Below are 20,619 nucleotides of genomic sequence, written 5' to 3'. Positions count from 1 at the left end.
TTTTTGTGTATTTTTGATGTTCTCAATAAACTCAATCCCCGTTCTCTGTGTTACTGTAATACGAAACACAGTGTGATAATTATTAGACTATGAGCAAAGAAGATGAATTGTTGGAGGAAATCACCAGTTCGGAATACAAATATGGTTTTGTAACTGATATTGAGGCAGATGAGGCTCCTATGGGCCTTAATGATGATATTGTCAGATTTATCTCAGCCAAAAAAAATGAACCGGAATGGATGCTTGCGTGGCGTTTGAAAGCTTATCATTTGTGGCTGACAATGGCTGAGCCAAAGTGGCCAAACGTTCATTATCCAAAAATCGATTTTCAGGGAATAAAATATTATTCGGCACCCAAGAAGAAAAAGCAGGTTGACAGTCTGGACGACATTGATCCGGAATTGCGCGACACTTTTGAGCGTCTGGGAATATCGCTTAACGAGCAAAAACGCCTTTCAGGTGTTTCGATCGCGGTTGATGCTGTAATGGATTCGGAATCCGTTTTCACGACATTCAAAGGATCGCTGAAAGAGAAAGGAATTATCTTTTGCTCTATTAGCGAGGCCATTCGTGAACATCCGGCACTAGTTCAAAAATATTTAGGATCGGTTGTTCCTCCAAAGGACAACTATTATGCAGCATTGAATTCGGCTGTTTTCTCTGACGGTTCTTTCGTTTATATTCCAAAAGGCGTTCGCTGCCCGATGGAGCTTTCCACTTATTTCCGTATCAATGCGGCCGGAACAGGGCAGTTTGAGCGCACGCTGATTATCGGTGACGCCGATAGCCACGTGAGTTACCTGGAAGGTTGTACAGCGCCTATGCGTGACGAAAATCAGTTGCATGCCGCAGTTGTAGAAATCTTCGCGCATGAGAATGCAAATGTGAAATATTCGACTGTTCAGAACTGGTATCCGGGCGATAAAGACGGAAAAGGTGGGATTTACAATTTTGTAACCAAACGCGGTCTTTGTGACGGCGCAGGTTCGAAAATTTCCTGGACGCAAGTTGAAACCGGCTCGGCAATCACCTGGAAATATCCTTCGGTGATTTTGAAAGGTGATAATTCAATCGGTGAATTCTATTCCGTTGCTGTTACGAATAACATGCAACAGGCTGATACAGGTACGAAAATGATCCATATCGGGAAAAATACCAAGAGCCGGATCGTTTCAAAAGGCATTTCAGCTGGTAAGAGTCAGAACTCATACAGAGGACTTGTTCAGGTTTTTAAGAAAGCTGAAAAAGCACGTAACTTTTCGCAGTGCGACTCGCTGTTATTGGGTGATAAATGCGGTGCGCATACATTTCCATACATTGAAGTGAGCAATCCTTCGGCAACGGTTGAGCATGAGGCTACGACTTCAAAAATTGGCGAGGACATTCTTTTTTATTGCAACCAACGCGGCATTCCAACAGAACAAGCGGTTGCATTGATTGTAAATGGATATGCAAAGGAAGTATTAAATCAGCTTCCGATGGAGTTTGCTGTGGAAGCACAAAAATTACTGGAAATCAGTTTGGAAGGCAGCGTAGGATAACGCCAGCAAGCCATTTTTATAACGCAACGTTACAAAAGCCTTTGATTCGTCAAAGGCTTTTTGTATTTTATTGATCTAACAAAATTAGTCACTAAGCCCAACCATATGACGCACGTTCCGCAACTAATCGTCGACCTTTCATTAATACTCACGATGGCAGGGATTATTACCCTGATCTTCAAGAAATTGAAGCAACCCATTGTGCTGGGTTATATACTGGCCGGATTGCTTGTAGGACCGAATTTCAATCTTTTCCCAACCATTACTGACATTAAGACGATAGAAATATGGGCGGAGATCGGGGTGATTTTTTTGCTTTTCAGCTTGGGTCTTGAATTTAGTTTCAAAAAGCTGGTCAAGGTCGGAAATACAGCTGCGATAACGGGTCTTTTTGAAGTGGGAATGATGCTCGCAACCGGTTATACAACGGGACAATTGTTGGGTTGGAGTAAAATAGACAGCCTTTTCCTAGGCGGGATTATCGCGATTTCTTCCACCACTATCATATTCAGGGCTTTTGATGAACTAGGCCTTAAAACCCAAAAATTCACACGTGTTGTACTTGGGATCTTGGTCATTGAAGACCTTACAGCGGTTTTGTTAATGGTTTTGCTCTCGACATTATCCATCAGCCAGCAATTTGCAGGAATGGAATTGCTGCAATCGATATTAAAACTATTTTTCTTCCTGACACTCTGGTTCTTAGGCGGCATATTCATCTTCCCCACATTACTCAGACGTTACCGAAAACTGATGAACGACGAAAGCGTGCTGATCACATCGGTTGCTTTATGTTTTGGAATGGTATTTCTGGTAACGCAGGCTGGTTTTTCGGCGGCGCTTGGCGCATTTATCATGGGATCCATTCTCGCAGAAACGACCCACGCGGAGAAAATTGAGCATTTGTTAAAGCCACTAAAAGACCTATTTGGAGCCGTGTTCTTTATCTCAGTTGGCATGTTGATCAACCCGGGATTGCTCGTAGAATATGCATTACCTACCGCAATTTTGGTTTTGGTTGTCATTGTGGGAAAAACCACGTTCGTCTCCTTAGGTGCCATTATTTCAGGACAACCGCTTAAAAATTCACTGCAATCGGGAATGAGCATGTCGCAGATTGGTGAATTCTCCTTTATTATCGCCACGCTTGGGCTTTCGCTGAATGTTACCAGTAATTTTCTCTATCCAATAGCCGTGGGGGTTTCTGTAATTACCACTTTTACAACACCCTACATGATGAAAGCTTCCGAACCGCTTTCAGAATGGCTTGAAAAACGATTGCCGGAAAAATGGAAACATTATCTCAACCGATACAGCACAAGCACGGAAACCATTGTCCAGACCACGCATTGGAATGAGATCCTGAAATCCTATTCGCAAACTGTCATCTTAAATTCGGTGGTGATCATTGGGATTGTCATGGCTTCGTCGCGTCAATTGGCCGACCAACTGCACACCCGGGTTCCGGAAACTTACATTACGAATGCTGTTTTATTTGGGATCACATTCCTTCTGATCTCCCCCTTTTTGTGGGCGCTTATTTTTAAGAGATCAAACAGAAAAGCCTATTCGGCAATATGGCTAAGCAGGAAATTCAGTCGCGGCCCGTTGCTTTTGCTTGAATTGTCCAGAGTGCTGATCGCCATTTTGTTAATGGGTTTTCTGCTTAATTCATTTTTTGCGACACCAACGGCGCTTAGCGTTGCGGGGGGCATTATGATCCTGGGTTTTGCGATTTTTTACCAAAGACTGCAAACCTTTTATCACCGCATCGAGGAGCGTTTCCTGCAAAATCTGAATGCGCGACAGCTGGAAGGAAGCGGAAAATCGAAAAAGATATTACTCCCCTGGGACGCGCACTTTGCCTTCCTGGAAGTAAGCGCCGATTCATCGCTGATTGGAAAAACATTGCAGGAATTAAAAATCCGGGAGAATTTTGGGATTAATGTGGTGTTGATCGAGCGAGGCAGTAAGACCATTCACCTGCCGCGCCCTACCGAAGTGCTGTATCCCTGCGATCGCATTGAGGTGATCGGGACCGACGAACAGCTTGATATTTTCAGGGGACACATTGAAGTAAGCACCAACGGCGATGTTTACATTGCACACGAAGACAGCATTGTGCTGGAACGCGTGGAAGTAAGAAGCGAATACCAGATCCGTGGAAAAAGCATCAGAAGCAGCCAGATCAGGGAAAAAACGCATGGAATGATCGTTGGCCTTGAACGCAACGGCGAGCGGATCCTTAATCCGGACTCATCCATGATCATTGAGAATGACGATGTGCTGTGGATTGCGGGAGAAAAGGATTTGATCAAAGAATTTGTCAAAACGAAATCGGCCAATAGCGACGAGGAGATTCCGGCTTTGTCGTGAGTCCAGCTATACTGTAAGCAACCCCTGCATTCCCCCCGTGTGCACGGCAACAATGGTCTCACCATTGTGAAAGTGTTTTTTGCTGATCAGATCAAAGAGCCCGAAGAACATTTTGGCCGTGTAAACCTGCTCCAACTGAATGTCGAACTCCTGCTGAAATTCATTCATAAATGCGATAAGCTCAGGTGTCCATTTGGCATAGCCACCAAAATGATAATCTGTAAAAAGCTGCAAGTTGCTGATCGAACAGTGCCCGTTAAGAAGGTCAGCAATGTCGTGTTCCAGAAATCCCCCACCCTTCAATGCTGAAAAAGCAAGGACATTTGCCCCGACGGACAGCAGTCCTGCGGCAGTCCCGCCCGTACCCGCCGCAACAGCAAAGTAATTTGGCGCTTTTCCTAGCTGCGCAATTACTTCCGGCACCATTTCCGCAACGCCTTTTAACGCAAATGCAGACGTTCCGCCTTCCGGGATTATAAACGGATTATTAAAATTCACTGCCAGCTCTTGCAAATAATCATCAGCATTCTTGCGCTTATATTCAACACGCGACACGAAATGCAGCTGCATGCCCTGATTTTCGCAAAATAACAATGTCGGTGAAAGCTTATCTGCCAGCTCCTCGCCTCGTACAATGCCAATTGTTTCAAAGCCAAGTGCTTTTCCGGCGGCTGCCACTGCATATAAGTGATTAGAAAAAGCGCCGCCAAATGTTAGCAAGTGTGTGTGCCTCTGCGATTGCGCTTCTGATAAATTGTATTTCAGTTTCCGCCATTTGTTACCGGAAACGGTTGGATGGATCAGGTCGTCGCGCTTGATATATAACCTTATCCCGGCCTTTTGCGTGATAGCGTTGGAAAGTTCCTGGATCGGGGTTGGCAGCGCGGCACTTAGTAAATCCACTTATTTTGATATTTTTGTTTATAATAAATGACCAATTGGAATGTCCGAAGACAATATTGAGATTGCCTCAGAAGAAGATGATTTATTTGAACATTACAGAATTGTTGCTGACAAAGGTCAGGGATTAATCAGGCTGGACAAATATTTGAGCCTCCATGTGGCCAATGCTTCGCGGACAAAAATACAAAATGGAATTGATGCGGAAGCCGTAAAGGTGAACGGCAACATTACCAAGGCGAGTTATAAAGTGAAACCGCTGGATGTCATCACGCTCTCACTTCCCGAACCGCCGCGCGATACCGAAATCATCCCCGAAAATATTCCGCTGGACATTATTTATGAAGATGAAGTGTTGCTAATCGTCAATAAGCCAACCGGCATGGTGGTTCATCCAGCGTTTGGAAACTGGACCGGAACACTCATTAATGCATTGGTTTATCACTTCCAGCAACTTCCTACGGGCAGAAACGGCGAAGGACGGCCCGGATTGGTCCATCGCATTGATAAGGACACATCAGGTTTGCTGGTTATTGCAAAAACAGAATTTGCGATGACATTTTTAGCCAAACAATTTTCAGATCACACCATTGAAAGGACTTATAATGCACTCATTTGGGGCGAGCCAAAAGTGGAATCCGGCACCATTACTGGCCATATCGGGAGAAGTGCAAGAGACCGGCGCGTGATGGACATTTTCCCGGATGGAAGCCAGGGAAAACACGCAGTAACACATTATAAGACAATCAAATCGCTCCGTTATGTGACATTGATTCAATGCAATCTTGAAACAGGACGAACGCACCAGATCCGGGCGCATATGCAGCACATCGGCCATCCAATTTTTAATGATACGGTTTATGGTGGGGACAAAATCCTGCGTGGGCCGTCGAATGGCAGCTATAAGGCCATGGTAACAAACCTTTTCGAACTGCTTCCCGGGCAGGCATTACATGCTAAATCGCTCGGATTCATTCATCCCAAGACAAAAGAGTGGATGCAATTCGACACAGCGCTTCCAGTAAATTTTCAGACTATTTTAGAAAAGTGGGAAAACTTCGCCGATAATCAGTAGGAAATGGTGTATTTTAACCTCTTTCAGAATATTAAATAAATGATATTATGACAATCTCAACCCGCCAAGGAAAAATAGAAGACATCCCAGCAATTTTTGAGTTAGTGAAAGAACTGGCCCTTTATGAACGTGCCTTGAACCAGGTCACCAACAATGTTGAAAAAATGACCCGGGACTATAATGAAAAGCTGTATGACTTCTTTGTTGCCGAGTCGGATTCCAAAATCATTGGCATGTCGCTATACTATTACCGTTATTCGACGTGGAAGGGAAAGAGATTGTATATGGAAGATATTATTGTAACCGAAGACATGCGCGGCAATGGTATTGGCAAGATACTATTTGATGCAACCGTAGCTGCTGCCAAACAAACCGGCTGCACAGGCATGCTATGGCAGGTGCTGGACTGGAATACGTCAGCCGTTGGGTTCTACCGCAAATACGGCACCAACTTCGACAACGAATGGATTAATTGCAGCCTTGATTTTTAAGGTTTTAGCAAATCCGGCCTGCGTTCTTTGGTCCGATGAATGGACTGCTCGTAACGCCACTCCTCAATTTTAGCTTCGTGCCCCGACATCAGGATTTCAGGAACCGTATGCCCTTCAAAGTCAGCAGGACGGGTGTAGACAGGCGGCGCCAGCAAGTTATCTTGGAATGAGTCGGTTAATGCAGAAGTTTCGTCATTCAAAACGCCCGGAAGCAACCGGATAATGGCGTCGGAAAGTACGGCTGCCGCCAGTTCACCCCCAGACAGCACATAGTCGCCAATACTAACCTCTTTGGTAATAAACATATCCCGCACACGCTGATCAACGCCTTTGTAATGACCACATAACATGATAATGTTGCCTTTTAAAGAGAGTTGGTTCACCATATGCTGTTGCATTAGCTCACCGTCGGGTGTGAGATAAATGATTTCTTCATATTCCCTTTCCTTTTGCAGGCCGCGGATACAACGGGCAATCGGCTCAATTTGCAGCACCATTCCAGCTCCTCCACCAAATGCATAGTCATCAATTGTCCGGTGCTTATTAACCGAGTAATCCCTGATGTCATGCACCATCACCTCTACAAAACCGCCTCGCTGGGCGCGTTTAAGGATGGAATGCGCAAAAAAGCTATCCAGTAGATTGGGAACGCACGTTATAATATCAATCCGCATCGTCTGGTGTATTTTCAGAATCTGAATTGTCAAGATATACTTCCAATAAGCCTTCTGGCAGATTGACCATCAGTTGCTTGTTCTCCTTGTCGGCCTTCAAGACAATGTCAGCAGCCGTTGGAATAAGCACTTCTACGCCCTGATAATCCATCGCGATCAGATCCTGGCCGTTTAGCGAGTAAACTTCACGCACTGTTCCAAGCTCGCCGGCTGTTTGATCTACAACTGTAAAGCCTTTGATCTCGTGATAATAAAACTCCTCATTACTCAGCTCTTCCAATTCATCCAGTGAGAGGTAAAGTGAGCTACCAACAAGTGCCTGGGCTTTTTCTATTGTATTAATATCCTCAAACTTGACAATTGCATTGGCCTGCTTTTGCAAGTTGAAATTTTCTATAAAATATGGAACCAGCTCTCCTTTTATTTCAACGTAAATTGCGTCGAGCTCTTCATATTCTTCGGGATAATCCACGTCAAGGAAAATCACAACATTGCCCGTTGTTCCATGTGTGCGGACGATATAACCTAATAAATAACAATTATCCTGTGTCACCTGCTAATCAAATAATGGTGTAAGTATAAAACAATATGAGTCTGTACGGATCACCGACAGACTCATAAACAATGTATTTTGAAGCTAATTACTCAGCTTTTTTCTCTGCTGATTCATCCGTTTCAGGAGTTTCAGTAGATGCTGGTGCCTCAGCCGCAGGAGTTTCAACTGGCGTCGCAGTCTCAGCTTCCGGAGCTTCAACTGGTGCTGCTGCTTCAACTTCCGGCGTTTCAGCTGGTGCGGGTGCCGCTGCTTCAACTTCCGGAGTTTCAACTGGTGCTGGTGCAGCTGCTTCTGGCGTTTCAACAGGTGCTGGTGCAACTGCCGCTTCCTCAGCTACCGTTTCCTCAACCGCTGTTTCGTCAGCCGCTGTTTCGTCAGCCGCTACTTCGTTAGAAACTTCTTCTGTTACTGTGTCAACAGCCGCTTCCGCCTCTTCAACTTCAGGAGCTTCTTCAACAGGAGGTGCGTTTTTCTTAGCGATTGCTTCTGCACGAGTCTGGCTTACTTTACGCTCAGCTTCAAGTCTAGCTTGTTTGTCAGAATCTTTCTTCTGTGTTATGGAATCAGCAGCAGTTGCTTTACGATCTGTTTTAGATCCTTTCCATTCTTCAAAACGTGAATCAGCAACTTCTTGCGTGATTGCACCTTTGATAACGCCTACTTGCAAGTGTTTTTTAAGCATAACACCTTCGTGTTGCAAAATAGACCGTGCTGTATCAGTTGGTTGTGCACCTTTCAAAAGCCAATCAACTGCTTTGTCTGATTCCAAAACGATGGAAGCAGGGTTTGTACCTGGGTTGTAGATACCCAATTTTTCGATGAAGCGACCATCACGTGGTGCTCTGGCATCTGCGACTACGATATCATAAATCGCCTTCTTCTTGCGTCCACGACGCGCCAACCTAATTTTAACTGCCATTATTGAATTTGTTATGATCGGGAGCTCGTCCCTAAATTAAACAGGGTGCAAAGGTAAGTGAATTTCCTGAATTCCGGAACAGCTTCCACAAAAAAAGGAAGGTAATCGATTACCTTCCTTTTTACTATGTCTTAAACAATTCCTAAGGGCGGAAACCAGCAGGATATGTTGAGCGAATCGTGTTATTTGGCAAGATCTTGATTTCAACACGACGGTTTGATTGCAAACCTTCAACTGTTGTGTTCTCAGCGATTGGGCGATACTCACCGTAATGTTCTATGATGATACGGCTAGGATCAGTAATTCCGGCGCGGATCAGGAAGCGCTTGGCAGCATCAACACGACGACGTGAAAGAGATACGTTGTATGCGTCCGAAGCACGTGCATCCGTGTGACCAACCAAAACGATGCGGCAGTTTGTACGCATGTTCAGCAGCTCAACTACTTTGCTTAAAGTTTCTTTCGAAGGATTGCGGATAATCGCTTTGTCAGTATCGAATTCGATGTTGCTGAACAATGCTTCGCATTCGTCTTTTGGCAAGTTGTTTTTGATTGCATCTCTGATGATTTTATCAAGATCCATTGCAACTCCACCACCTGAAACGATGCTTCCGATTGGCGTATTTGGTTCTTTATCAAAAAGATCCGCTACACCGTCTCCATCTGAATCTGTGTAAAGACGTGGATCAACTGGCTTAGGCATGTTTGCTTTTGCAATTGAATCTGCATCTTCCATTGTTGGGTTGTAAGGAATTGGAATCAGTGACTGAGGATTAGCCCAACGCAAGTGGTAACGGCCGCTTCCTGCATCGTATTTACCTTTTTTAGCCATTACAGCATTCTTACCCAGTTTGTAAGTTAATGCGATGGTCGCAATTCCGTAAGCATCGTTTCCTGACTCACCTTTTTGAAATGTCCAGATGCCCTGTTGTGTTGAGTAATCGCTTAATCCACCAACCGTTGCATCCAACTTTTCAGTATTCACAAAGTTATGCGTGTAATCTAAGCCTAAATCGAATCGTGGTGTCAACTCATAATGTACTGACAGCCCCACAGGCATTACCCATTCACGTGTATAAGTAGAACCATTACGTTCCCACTCTCCGGCTGTTTTCGAGCTGGCATCCGTGTTTGTAGAAAAAGACTTTTCTTCACCAGTCGTAACATTAATATAATCTACATCCGTGTGGTAGTAAATGATACCCCAACCTAAATGCGCGTCTACTTTCCATCTGCGCAATTTCTTGTAACCGAATAACAGACGGTTCAGATTGGCTGTTCCGTCCAAAGAAACCTGAACGAATGATGGGCTATTAAATGTAGCGTTGTACTCATGATTTGATAATGAGCTAATGTGGCCAGCTTTTGAACCTTGCAGACGGCCATTGAATCCAACGATCTGAACACCGAAAATAGGAGAAAGCTGTTTGTTGATGGACAATCCCCAGCCTCCGGTTAATTTTTCGTTGTCTCCGCGTTTGAAGCCATTGTACTCTGTTAAATCTCCGAAGAATTTGGTAATCCCCCCGTAACCTGTGATAGACCAGGTGTTCATTTTATTGGGTCCTTCATACGTTCGATTTTGGGCAGACGTATTCAAACTCAGTAGGGACAAACAAATCAAAGCAACGTAAAGATTCTTTCTCTTCATGGGAAACACCAGTTATGTGATTCAAATATTCACTATTTAATTAACTCAAAATCAGAAAAAGGATAAGCCTGTAAGCCGGATTCTGTTACTCTTCATTGGCAAGCCAATGTCAAGCTCCTACCATTTATCCACGATTCCAGTCACCTGGAACCTCTAACGATCTACCCGTGTCAATGTCCCGAAAGACGGGGACGAGCAGCCCCACGGATTGACACCTATTTGATCTTTCAGCTCGTAAGGTTTACCCTGCCTCGTTGGTCACCCAACGAGCGGTGGTCTCTTACTCCACCATTTCACCCTTACCGTGACACATAAAAAACATGCCAGGGCGGTATAATTTCTGTGGCACTTGCTGTCAGCATTCCGTCTCCGGCTTGCTGCCTTCCCGTTAGGAAGTACGATGCTCTCTGCTGCCCGGACTTTCCTCTTCGGCCGAAACCGCAGCGGTAGGTCAGCTTATTCCTTTCCTCTGACCACAAAGCTAAGAAATACTTTCTTTCGATCAGCAGTCAATATACTATTAAAAGTAAAAAATTATGGTAAAGACGCGGATTTTTGTCGAAATTTTGTTTCAAATTCCCTTTAATCCGTTGACCTTCAGATTAACATTTCCATTCGCAAATACAACAGAATAAAGGTGTTCCGGTGTTAAATAAACTCTGTCCGGTGTAATATCCGTTAAGTTACCCTTTAAAATGACACCCTCGGTTACTTTCAGATTTGACAATGCTTTTTGTATCGTTTTTTTAGCATCACCGATCTGCTCCCCCATTGGGAAAACCATTTTCCGCTCCATCATCCGACCAAATTGCCCTTGCAGAAGCCAACCTGCCGTTTTCACAATAGAGTTTTTCGTATCCAAGTCATAATCAAGGCCTTTAAGCGATAATTGCTGCGTTACCGGGTCGTAATAAGGCACTCCTTTCAGGTAAATGTCACCATTAATGCTCCCTTTTAAACCCGCTTTTATCACCAGCTTTTCGTTTTGGCCATACATATCAATGGAAGTGACCTCAACATTATACTGGCCGGCCAGGAACGAAAATTTTTCTCCGGCAAATTTCGCGGTGGCCAGGCGAGCGGCCTCTGCATAAGAAACTACGCTGATCAATCCGACCTTGAAATCCTCCGAAACCTTGTTCACAATCTGTAAGTCCGGCATTTTTAAAACAGCAGGAATTGCTGGCTTGGTTGCCGATGTAATTGTTTGCGTGTAGCCCTTAATACCAATAACGGATCGAAGAATGTTGTTTTTAGCTAGTAAAGGTGTCATTACAACCGACGTGGGCACAATGGACAGCCATGTATCGAATTCCTTTGACAACAAAACGGGTTGACGGGCAATGTTCCAGGCCAGTTCCGCATTCTTTTTAAGCTCAATGTTGCTGGCCACCTGCTCGTCAATCGCCTGTGTTATCTTGTCAAAATTTTTATTCAGAAGCCGACTCGCCATGCTTTTGATCGGAATGTTAATGCCGGCAACTTTAATGTTTGGATCGGAGATCCAGTCGTAGCTGTCCACATAAGTCTCAGACTTGATAGCCCAATTGGAAGCGATACCGATTTTGGAGATCAGCCTGATCTTGATGGAAAACTCGGTATCCTTATATCCGGACATGGTGATACCCAAAGGACTGATCTTGTAACCTGCACTGACCCAGATTTTAAGAGGGACTTCAAATAAAAAAGAGGAATCTATTGCAACGACCTTAATCGGGCTTATTTTCCAGACTTTGGCTTTGAGATTGTCATTATCTTCATCCTCATAGCTGTTGTCCTCGTATATCAACCCCTTGATTTTCGCATTGATCTGATTCTCTATTTCGGAAATGGGGATCTCCACCGGAACATTCAGCACAGACAAATGCTTTTCATTCTGGATCTGATTATCAGAGTACTTATATTCTTCCATAGGCGCTTTTGGAGAAGTGTTTTTAGAACGGCATTGCCATATGCTGAGTGCAAATGCCATCACAAACAATACATTCAGGCAATTAACGAGCCACTTATTTGATCTTAACGAGGGTTGCACCGTAGCCGAATTTTTCTTTTTGAGCGTCTTTAAAATAATTTACATGCTGGTTCTTCCCTAGCCTCCTGTGCAATTCAGTCCGTAAAACCCCGCTTCCGGCACCATGAATAAATGTTATTTCCTCCATTCCATTCGCTATGGCAGACTCAAGGCTGCTTTCAAATACGGAAAGTTGCGTTTTCAGGATCGAGTCATTAGAAAGTGACCCTACATGTTTAGTCAGTTTTTCAATGTGCAGATCCACAACCTGTCCGGGCTTTTCCAAAACAGGAGTTTCCGCTTTGCCACCACCCATTAAGCTTGTTTTCAAATCATTGGAAAGATTCTCCGGGCTCGCAATGGCTTCCGTTTTTGGATTTTCCTCGTCAATCTGGTACACGAAAGCTTCCTTTCCCAACACCGGCGCTTTGCCCTTATTTTTGTAAAATGACTGCGCCCTGCATTTGACTTTTTTGGTCAAAGGCTGTGGCAAATGATGGTTGCCTTCACGGTAATAGAGCATTTTGAATTCAAACACAGGCCATGTTTCAAAATCCTTCATGATCAGCTCTGATAATTTCTGCGCAGTACGCGGTTGCAGCACGCCACCGGCCAAACCGGTGCTGACCTGCTCATTGATAGCGACCGCAGTAAACGGCAAAATCCAATCTGAATTATTAATGATATGCATTGTTACAGCGCGGTCATTAACGGCAACGAAAGCCAGGTAAATGCCCTTTTCTGCAAACGGCGCGTTTCTTGGCACTATAATGTCCTGCTGCGACCCTATTTTCCTGGAATCCTGCTCCTTCACAAGCCGCTGACCCTCAACGGGTGAAATGGTCACGATCTCGTTCCGCAATACCGGGATCCGAAATCCGTCCTCGATTTCTATTTCAACAATATTTCCGGGCAAAAACGAATAAATAACGCCTTCCTCCCGTCCATGCACAAGTCTTACTTTATCTCCTATATTCATATTCTAATTGATTATTTCATTCAGCGCACGGCGCTCATTCAGTCATTCAATCATTCAGCGCAGCGGCGCCCACTCATTAACTCATTAAGCAACAATTGTTAAAAGTAAAACGGTTTAAAATCAATGCCTTTTTTGCTGATTTGTAAAGCCGGGGCAGGAATTTTAATTGAATTGGCAAAAAAGCCGATCGTCCTGACCAGCTTACTTTTCGTTTTAATCTTTGTCAAATCAATGTCCAGGGACAAATAATATTGACGGTACGGATGATAACCCCGTTCAATGCTCGTCTCTTTTTCGGCAGAAACCATGTCGTGAATGCCGTAGCCCACAGACAGACAGAGCCAGGCGGGCCAGCCGCTGTTTTTAAAAAATGTTCGGGGACTGCCGGAAAACCAGTATGTCTGCCCATTATAGTCTTTCAGCCAACTTTCCGAACGATTGGTGCCCAGCAGTTCGGGCCTCACTTTTGACAATGATGTGTAGTGAAAAGAAAACTTTGGCTGGATTCGCACTTCATCCCAAAGCGCGATCTGGCCCAGGTAAAGGACGGACCCGGAAATGTTGGCGATCATGTCTCCCGGCGAAAAGCCATAATCGGGAGAAAACCCATCCAGTATTTCTATGGGCGTTTGGAAAATAATGCCTGAAATGGCGCCATAGACCAGCATTTGCCGTTTCGAAATGCCTGTTTTTTTGTAAAGCTCTGCCGTATGCCTTGCAATCTGATACGATGTGTAAACGTGCCCCATTTTGTCCATTTGCAGCCACTCGCGCGTATCATCCTGAAATGTAAACTTGGTCAACGGGTTTTTGTACCAGGATTTGCTCAGGCCATAGATCGTTCCGAGGTAAAGTGCAGATTGGGCTGCAAATATGCCCCGTAGTAATGCATAATTAGGCTTTACAGTTTGAACTGAATCACTTGTGGGCGGGTCGGTCCGTAAGGAATCCTTTTGCGCAAATACCGGATTGGAAATGTAAAAAGCGAGAACCAGCGGCAGAGATAATCGCGACAAATGCGTTTTAATAGCCACCATGATACTTTCTAAGGCCCCACTCGGCGCCGAGAAGCAAAACCAAAAGGAAGAACAACCATTTCATATAAATGATCTCGACCATTTCTTCGCTGCTATCCAGCCTGTCGGAAGGACGGTTCTCTTTCAGTTTTGAAATAAAATCCGCGAAAGTCGCAGGCGTTGTAAATGTCCCGCCCGAGCGGCTAGCAAGCTCACGAAGCATTCCAAAATCGGCCGTGCTGTTGTTTAATTCAAGATCTGCGTTGCTGATAACAAACTGCCCGTTCACCTTTTCCAGACCGGAGCGCAGAGAAGTTGAAGCAGCAAAACGGTAAACGCCGTCCGACAGTCCGCTCACATTGAACCTGGGGTTTTCCTTCGAATGCGTGTAAGTGAATTGTCGCGTCACCCCTTTTTCATTGGTAACATCCAGTTTCACTTCCTGGCCAAAGATAGGTTCGTAAATGTCATTATAAATTTCTGTCTGGAACACAACCTGCTCCCCAGCCTCAAACTCATTGCGAACAGGATAAACGCGGAATTTGCGCTTATCCTCTCTAACGGAAAGCACCTGGATCACCTTTTGAAACAGATTATCAACCACTTCCTGCTTGCTGGTTTGCGCAAATTCCTCCTGTCTCCACTGCCATATTCCTTCTCCCGCGAGCACAGCCGTTTTTTGTCCGCCATTTGTATTTAATACCAGCAGCGGTTTGCTCGTATTCAATGTTCCTACTTTCTGAAATAAAATGGTTTCTGTGCCTGAGGAAATGTTGTAATCGCCGAAAGGCACGGACAATGGCGGAAGCCGTTCAAGCAGTTTCAATTGTTCGGGATCAAAATTCAGTTGCTGGAAAGCCGGGTTGAAGCGCGCTGTAACCTTATCAACCTGATTGTTGGTTGCATTAATGATCAGCGACCGGTTCAATGAATTGGCCAGCGGCACAGCAGACTGATTGCCCAAAATGAAGAAAAGCGGCGTTTTGGATTCTATAAAACTGCGAACCTGCGTATTCCCAAGTCCCAGCACATTCGGGATCTGGTGCAAAATGATCAGGTCGTACGGTTTGGCTGTTGCGACGGGCGTATTGGATATAGACAGGATTTTAATGTCCAGCTCGTAATTGTCATTGGCTTCAATGAGGCTGCGGATGCTCTTAATGTCAGGATGTGGTGCGAGCGCCATCAAAAGGATTTTCTGCCTGCCATCGATAATGTCGATATAAACGTCTTTTTTGTTATTTCTAGGTGAAGTTTCGCCGGCAACTCCGCTCAGCTCCAATGTGTAATGCTGAACGCCCTTTTGACTGGAAGACGCTTTGAAATCAACGGCTTTGAAGAATGACGGTTTGTCAACCATCACCTGCTGGCTTGAAATGACCCGGCCGTTTTGTTTTAATGTAATGGTTGTTGATTTCCCCGCCAGACCGTTAGCAGCAATTTCTGCACGGATCGGAAACTCATTCCCAAGATAGGCGATCCTGTTACTGATCACGTCCTTGATCCTGATATCCAGATCCGGGACCGTGTCACCCACTGCCAATGTGCTCACTTTGAAGGGAAAACGATTGTAAGCCGGCGAAATGCCTTGATTAACTATGCCATCCGAAAGCAAAACCACATCCGTAAGATTTCTGCCCTCAAAGTTGGTTTTCACGGTTTGCAGCATTTCGGACAAATCCGTTTTCTTGGCGTCGAAACGGATTGAATCGGGAACCGGCGAGCGGGAATCTTTGCCCAATGTTTGCACACTTACCTCAAAACCAGACGATTCCAGATCGGCAACTGCACCGGAAATCTGTTTCATCAATGCTGGCCCGGCACCTTTGACGGATTCAGAATTATCGATAGCGAAAACGATTTTGGCTTTGTCAACAGAGGTTTCTGTCTTCCGAACCAGCGGGCCCAGGAGCAAAAAACAGATCATTCCCACGGTTAGTCCCCTCAGCAATGCCAGGGCATAGTTCCATTTTTTCCCCCAGGGTGCCGATGGCTGGTAAAGCATGAACGCATAAGCAGCGCCTGCCACCAGACAAAAGACAATAAACCAGTAAGGGGTTTGGAAAATGAGTTCGGACCGCATGTGTTAAAAGTAACGAAAAAACATGCTATGTCAACATACCGCCGTCCACTTGTAAAACCTGACCGGTAATGTATCGTGAAAGGTCAGAAGCCAGAAAAACGCAGGCATCGGCCACCTCTTCCGGCTGTCCTCCCCTTTTCATCGGGATCGATTGCTTCCATTCTTCCACCGCTTTTGAATCCACGGCATCCGTCATTTCCGTCTCGATAAATCCGGGTGCTACGGCATTGGAGCGAATGTTGCGCGAGCCCAGTTCGAGTGCAATCGATTTGGTAAAACCAATGATACCAGCCTTGGAAGCAGCATAATTGGACTGCCCTGCATTGCCACTGATCCCCACCACCGAAGTAATGTTAATGATGGAACCAGTTCTGGCGCGCATCATGCTTTTGGTTGCCGCCTTGGTCAGGTTAAATACCGATTTCAGGTTAATCGTAATCACAGAATCCCATTGTTCCTCACTCATGCGCATCAGCAGTCCGTCGCGTGTTACACCGGCATTGTTAATCAGCACGTCCAGTTTGCCAAAGTCCGCAAGAACATCGGTAACCAACTGATCCGCAGCCTGAAAATCAGACGCATCTGAACGATAACCTTTTGCCCTTACACCAAATTGTTCCAGTTCTTTCGCCAGCGCCTCACCTTTTTCAACACTTGATAAATAGGTAAATGCGACGTCAGCGCCCTCCTGAGCCAGGCGTAAGGCAATGGAACGACCGATACCACGTGATGCTCCGGTTACCAACGCGACTTTATTTTCTACTAATTTCATAAATGGGAATAATTCTGTCAAAATGATTTTGGTGGACAAAAATAGGATTTTAAAGGCCACTGGCAAAAAAGAACATATAGAAACCTTCTGACCAGGCTTGCTGTTAACCCACTACATTTAATTTTTGTTTATTTAAATTGAAAGTAATGGCAGATACGATCAAAACAGCGCTCATAACAGGCGGCTCAAAGGGCATAGGCTACGGCATTGCAGAAGTGCTTATAAAAGAAGGCATACACGTGGCGATTACCAGCCGTTCAAAAGAAAGCGCGGAAAAGGCAGCAGCTTCACTGAATCAAATCAAAGAAGGTTTTGCGATTGGCATTGAATCTGATGTCAGAAACCTGGAATCGCAGCAGAAAGCTGTGGAAACCGTTATTTCTAAATGGGGCCAACTGAATTATTTCATCGCAAACGCAGGCGTAGGACATTTTGCGCCTATCAAGGACCTTACTGCCGAACAATGGCAGGAAACCATCGATATTAACCTGACCGGCGTGTTTTTCAGCGCAAAAGCATCATTGGCAGCCCTTACTGATACAAAGGGCTATTTTATCAACATTGCCAGCCTTGCGGGAACCAACTTCTTCCCAGGCGGGAGTGCATATAATGCCAGCAAATTCGGACTTGTCGGCTTTTCGCAAGCCATGATGATGGACGTCAGAGACGCTGGCGTGAAAGTCACGACGATTATGCCAGGTTCGGTTGCGACAGAATTCGGTGATCACAAACCATCTGAAAAAGATGCTTGGAAAATCCAGCCGGAAGACATCGGCCAGATCGTTTCTGACCTGATCAAAATGCCGGCAAGAACATTGCCTAGCAAAGTGGAAGTAAGGCCGTCCATGCCGCCAAAGTAAGTTTTGGAAAGAATCTTGAAAAAAGGGTTTGGTGCGCTTCACGGCTCGCTGAACCCTTTTTTTTATTGCCGAACTCTAAACTTCAAACCCTGTACCATCTCGGATAAGCCAGAAAAGAGAAAGCGACAAACATGCCGGCGATGATCAAAACAGGAATTTTATATAAAATCAATAATGTAAGCCCGATAAAACCGAAAAGGAAAGCCTGCATACATTCTTCCAGGAGGCCCTCTTTTTTGTAAAAAAATAAATGCGTCGTGACGAGAACAGATAACCCCAAAATGTAAAGTTGCATCATTTCAAACAGGGATAATGCACCATTACGCACGCTCACAAGCGTTTCCGGGACTATAATGATGGCGTGAATCAAAAATATCCGCCCCATTCTCCGCCAGCGGGACACCGGCAACGACCTTCCCCAAAGCCAGGTTTCGCTTTCCCACTTATACAACTCGAATGAAATGCCAATGTTCAGCAGATAAGCCAGTGACAAGCCCACCGCCGGAAGTCTAAGGTCGTATTGATCCGTGGAGTAGTAAAGCAATGTGCCTGATGTGAACAACATAGCACCCAATTTGCCCGCCAGTAACGTCACGCCTTTTTCCTGAAACAGCCATTCAAGCGACCACCACGTCCAGGATCTGAAGCGTTTGAAGGGCCATTTGAAAAACTGCTTTTTATCTTTCTCTACAAAAATTTGCGGGTTCCCGATCCGCCATTCCGCCACCGCTCCAATGATTATAATGAGCAAAAAATAGTATGGAAAAATGGGCCATAGGCCAGCCAAAAGTTTGTCCTGAACGGCAACCGCAATCAAATAAACACCATAATAAATCAGCGGCTGTAAAAAACCGATCGCAAGCAGACCAAACCGAGACGCTCGCAAAGGACTCGGCCAGAGCCTTGCGTTATATATAAATGTATATTCCGGATGCTTCCAGAGTGCGGCCAAAAACTGTGCGCATAATAATGTATAAGCCAGCCAGATAATCCCCAGATACAACATACCATTGGATGCGGTCAGGAAGAATACGGCGAATGCGTGATGTTCGGCCCCGCTCAGAAAACCGAAAAGAAGCGCCAAAAGGACAAAGAACATTCCCGCCCGCTGCTTAAAAAATTCCGTAACGGTAACCAACAACAAAGTTTTCATAAGTCCCCAACGGCGGTAAGCATCTTATTTTTCAGGACAAATGTTCCTGTAATATCCAGACCATCGTCCTGGAAAGCTTCGTGCGATGAAAGCAGGAATGTGGTTCCACCGGACCTGTATTGACGAACCAGCTCAAAAAGCGCAGTCCGTGCTTCCCGATCAATGGTAATCAATGGTTCGTCGAGAATAATGACGGAAGGCTTTCCCAGAAACGACACCGCAAGCGAAACTTTCTTCACCATTCCGCTGGAACAGCTGCCAAATGGTGTTTGCAGATAATTGATTCCAAGCGCGTCAATAAGCATTTCCGGTTGTCCGGCCGGACTTTTCTTCGCCTCAGCAACAAAACTGATCAGATCAGCGGGCGTAAGAAATGAAGGATATAGTGGCTCGGCCTCCCCCAGATTTAACCTGAGCCTGAAATCAACAGGATGTTTTTTTAGATCATACCGGCCGTCGAGTACAAGCGAGCCCGTGTAAGGAAGCATTCCGGCAATCGTCCGGAAAAGTGTAGACTTCCCGGCTCCGTTTTCGCCCTGGATCCAGAAGATCCCCGCACCGATTTCCCAGAAAGCGATATTCAGTATTTCCAAATCGCCATATCGCTGGTGGAGGTCCCGGATTTGAAGGGTCATTTTAATGTGTAAAAAGATGATGCATTAATCCTGGTAGCCAAATTCGTCTTTAAGAACTTGTAATGCAACCGCTTCCTCATGTTTGTACAAATCTTTATTAAACATGGCATCATGCCCCGCATTCCGCAAACTCACCCAGCTGTGCGTTGCATAAGGATCGTAATCGAAATGCTTGAATGTGTGGCCCATGTTATTCATATCGGCAAACCATTTCACACCCACATCCAGCCGGTCGTATGCGCCGAAAGCCGCGCCTTTTCCCAAGGGTAATGTGTCATTTTTAGTTTTTTCAAGATCGATCAACGCCACATATTCATTCAAACGACATTCCGGAAGCGGCCAGGGAGCAGCCGGATCCACAACCCTCGGATACGCATGTGTGCGTGACTGAGGATATTCCTTTGCCAATTGCAGTACTTCCGGATAAGGCGGCTTGTATTCCGTATAAATCTCAGGGTAACACAATTTAGCCTCGTAAGCCGGACAGCCCCAGCATTGCCCGATCCGCCCGATTCCCGACGCAGATCCTATGCCTTCGAGATATTCCTTAACCAAATCTTTTTTAAAATAAACATCATTATGAAGCACCAACAGATACTTCTGATCCGACATTTCCCAAGGATACTGGTAGCGAACGGCATGCCTGAATTTCTTGAATTTCAGGAGGAAGGGAAATTTGACATTATTTGTCCAAAGCCATATGCTAGGCTTATAATGCACGATCTTGTCTCCGAAGTGGTCCAGGATAAACTGGAAGTTCGAAGGTTCCGGCTGCTTGGCTTCTTCTACAAAATATATTCGATTGATCCATTGCCCGGAATGCCTCATTAATGTATAAAGCGTAATAGCAGTTTGATATGGTTTGCCGTACGCATTTATAGCCACATCGACACTTGATTTGAGAGGGTTCATTAAATTAATAATGTA

Annotated in this window: 18 protein-coding genes and 1 other RNA gene; 5 read left to right on the top strand and 14 right to left on the bottom strand. The window is 45.2% G+C overall.

Going from position 1 to position 20,619, the window contains the following annotated elements; genetic code table 11:
• The first annotated feature begins 89 nt into the window (after window positions 1–89).
• Window positions 90–1,541 carry a Fe-S cluster assembly protein SufB gene (gene sufB, locus NFI81_RS25660; protein WP_234615566.1) on the top strand — a complete coding sequence of 484 codons (1,452 nt, stop codon included), beginning with the start codon at window positions 90–92 and terminating at the stop codon, window positions 1,539–1,541.
• Window positions 1,542–1,646: 105 nt separating this feature from the next.
• A complete protein-coding gene (locus NFI81_RS25655; protein ID WP_234615567.1) occupies window positions 1,647–3,917 on the top strand; it encodes a monovalent cation:proton antiporter family protein in 2,271 nt (756 codons plus the stop codon).
• Between the two features lie 6 nt (window positions 3,918–3,923).
• On the opposite strand, the gene NFI81_RS25650 is transcribed toward NFI81_RS25655, so the two are convergent.
• Entirely contained in the window at window positions 3,924–4,820 is an 897-nt protein-coding gene (locus NFI81_RS25650) for a 1-aminocyclopropane-1-carboxylate deaminase/D-cysteine desulfhydrase (RefSeq protein WP_234615568.1), read from the bottom strand.
• Window positions 4,821–4,860: 40 nt separating this feature from the next.
• Between NFI81_RS25650 and NFI81_RS25645 the strand changes: the two genes are divergently transcribed.
• Together NFI81_RS25645 and NFI81_RS25640 are read left to right on the top strand one after the other, a co-directional pair.
• A complete protein-coding gene (locus NFI81_RS25645; RefSeq protein ID WP_234615569.1) occupies window positions 4,861–5,892 on the top strand; it encodes an RluA family pseudouridine synthase in 1,032 nt (343 codons plus the stop codon).
• Window positions 5,893–5,939: 47 nt separating this feature from the next.
• Window positions 5,940–6,383 carry a GNAT family N-acetyltransferase gene (locus tag NFI81_RS25640; protein ID WP_234615570.1) on the top strand — a complete coding sequence of 148 codons (444 nt, stop codon included), beginning with the start codon at window positions 5,940–5,942 and terminating at the stop codon, window positions 6,381–6,383.
• On the opposite strand, the gene trmD is transcribed toward NFI81_RS25640, so the two are convergent.
• The 10 genes from trmD to fabG all read right to left on the bottom strand — a co-directional run bounded on the left by trmD (window position 6,380) and on the right by fabG (window position 17,044).
• The gene (gene trmD / locus NFI81_RS25635) at window positions 6,380–7,057 is read right to left on the bottom strand and encodes a tRNA (guanosine(37)-N1)-methyltransferase TrmD (RefSeq protein ID WP_234615571.1); all 678 of its coding nucleotides are present in this window, start codon (window positions 7,055–7,057) and stop codon (window positions 6,380–6,382) included. The two genes, NFI81_RS25640 and trmD, sit on opposite strands and share 4 nt — an antisense overlap.
• Window positions 7,047–7,610, bottom strand: coding sequence for a ribosome maturation factor RimM (gene rimM / locus NFI81_RS25630; RefSeq protein ID WP_234615572.1), 564 nt, complete (start codon window positions 7,608–7,610; stop codon window positions 7,047–7,049). Before rimM ends, trmD begins: the two co-directional genes overlap by 11 nt.
• An 88-nt stretch (window positions 7,611–7,698) precedes the next feature.
• Window positions 7,699–8,532: a 30S ribosomal protein S16 gene (locus NFI81_RS26470; RefSeq protein WP_234615573.1), complete on the bottom strand. Its 834-nt coding sequence runs from the start codon at window positions 8,530–8,532 to the stop codon at window positions 7,699–7,701.
• A gap of 142 nt (window positions 8,533–8,674) precedes the next feature.
• Window positions 8,675–10,183: an OmpA family protein gene (locus NFI81_RS25620; protein WP_234615574.1), complete on the bottom strand. Its 1,509-nt coding sequence runs from the start codon at window positions 10,181–10,183 to the stop codon at window positions 8,675–8,677.
• A 55-nt stretch (window positions 10,184–10,238) separates the two neighbouring features.
• Window positions 10,239–10,646: RNase P RNA component class A (gene rnpB, locus NFI81_RS25615), an RNA gene on the bottom strand.
• Between the two features lie 108 nt (window positions 10,647–10,754).
• On the bottom strand, window positions 10,755–12,095 hold the full coding sequence (locus NFI81_RS25610; RefSeq protein ID WP_234615575.1) for a DUF4403 family protein: 1,341 nt from the start codon (window positions 12,093–12,095) through the stop codon (window positions 10,755–10,757).
• A gap of 94 nt (window positions 12,096–12,189) precedes the next feature.
• On the bottom strand, window positions 12,190–13,173 hold the full coding sequence (locus NFI81_RS25605) for a Smr/MutS family protein (RefSeq protein ID WP_234615576.1): 984 nt from the start codon (window positions 13,171–13,173) through the stop codon (window positions 12,190–12,192).
• 98 nt (window positions 13,174–13,271) lie between these two features.
• Window positions 13,272–14,210: a DUF2279 domain-containing protein gene (locus NFI81_RS25600; protein WP_234615577.1), complete on the bottom strand. Its 939-nt coding sequence runs from the start codon at window positions 14,208–14,210 to the stop codon at window positions 13,272–13,274.
• Window positions 14,197–16,272: a VWA domain-containing protein gene (locus tag NFI81_RS25595; RefSeq protein WP_234615578.1), complete on the bottom strand. Its 2,076-nt coding sequence runs from the start codon at window positions 16,270–16,272 to the stop codon at window positions 14,197–14,199. The genes NFI81_RS25600 and NFI81_RS25595 overlap by 14 nt, the downstream gene beginning before the upstream one ends.
• A gap of 25 nt (window positions 16,273–16,297) precedes the next feature.
• On the bottom strand, window positions 16,298–17,044 hold the full coding sequence (gene fabG / locus NFI81_RS25590) for a 3-oxoacyl-[acyl-carrier-protein] reductase (protein ID WP_026631714.1): 747 nt from the start codon (window positions 17,042–17,044) through the stop codon (window positions 16,298–16,300).
• 146 nt (window positions 17,045–17,190) lie between these two features.
• On the opposite strand from fabG, the gene NFI81_RS25585 reads away from it, so the two are divergent.
• Complete coding sequence (locus tag NFI81_RS25585) at window positions 17,191–17,904, top strand: SDR family oxidoreductase (protein ID WP_234615579.1); 714 nt, start codon at window positions 17,191–17,193, stop codon at window positions 17,902–17,904.
• A gap of 82 nt (window positions 17,905–17,986) precedes the next feature.
• On the opposite strand, the gene NFI81_RS25580 is transcribed toward NFI81_RS25585, so the two are convergent.
• From NFI81_RS25580 to NFI81_RS25570, 3 genes are read right to left on the bottom strand one after another with little or no spacing between them, the layout of a single operon-like run.
• Window positions 17,987–19,057 (bottom strand): hypothetical protein, encoded by a 1,071-nt coding sequence (locus NFI81_RS25580; RefSeq protein ID WP_234615580.1) that lies wholly within the window; start codon window positions 19,055–19,057, stop codon window positions 17,987–17,989.
• Window positions 19,054–19,692: an ABC transporter ATP-binding protein gene (locus tag NFI81_RS25575; RefSeq protein ID WP_234615581.1), complete on the bottom strand. Its 639-nt coding sequence runs from the start codon at window positions 19,690–19,692 to the stop codon at window positions 19,054–19,056. The genes NFI81_RS25580 and NFI81_RS25575 overlap by 4 nt, the downstream gene beginning before the upstream one ends.
• A 24-nt stretch (window positions 19,693–19,716) precedes the next feature.
• A complete protein-coding gene (locus NFI81_RS25570; RefSeq protein WP_234615582.1) occupies window positions 19,717–20,604 on the bottom strand; it encodes a hypothetical protein in 888 nt (295 codons plus the stop codon).
• Window positions 20,605–20,619 lie beyond the last annotated feature (15 nt).

It is taken from the genome of Dyadobacter fanqingshengii (genome assembly GCF_023822005.2).
Taxonomy (GTDB): domain Bacteria; phylum Bacteroidota; class Bacteroidia; order Cytophagales; family Spirosomataceae; genus Dyadobacter; species Dyadobacter fanqingshengii.
This window is presented reverse-complemented; position numbering and strand designations above follow the sequence as displayed.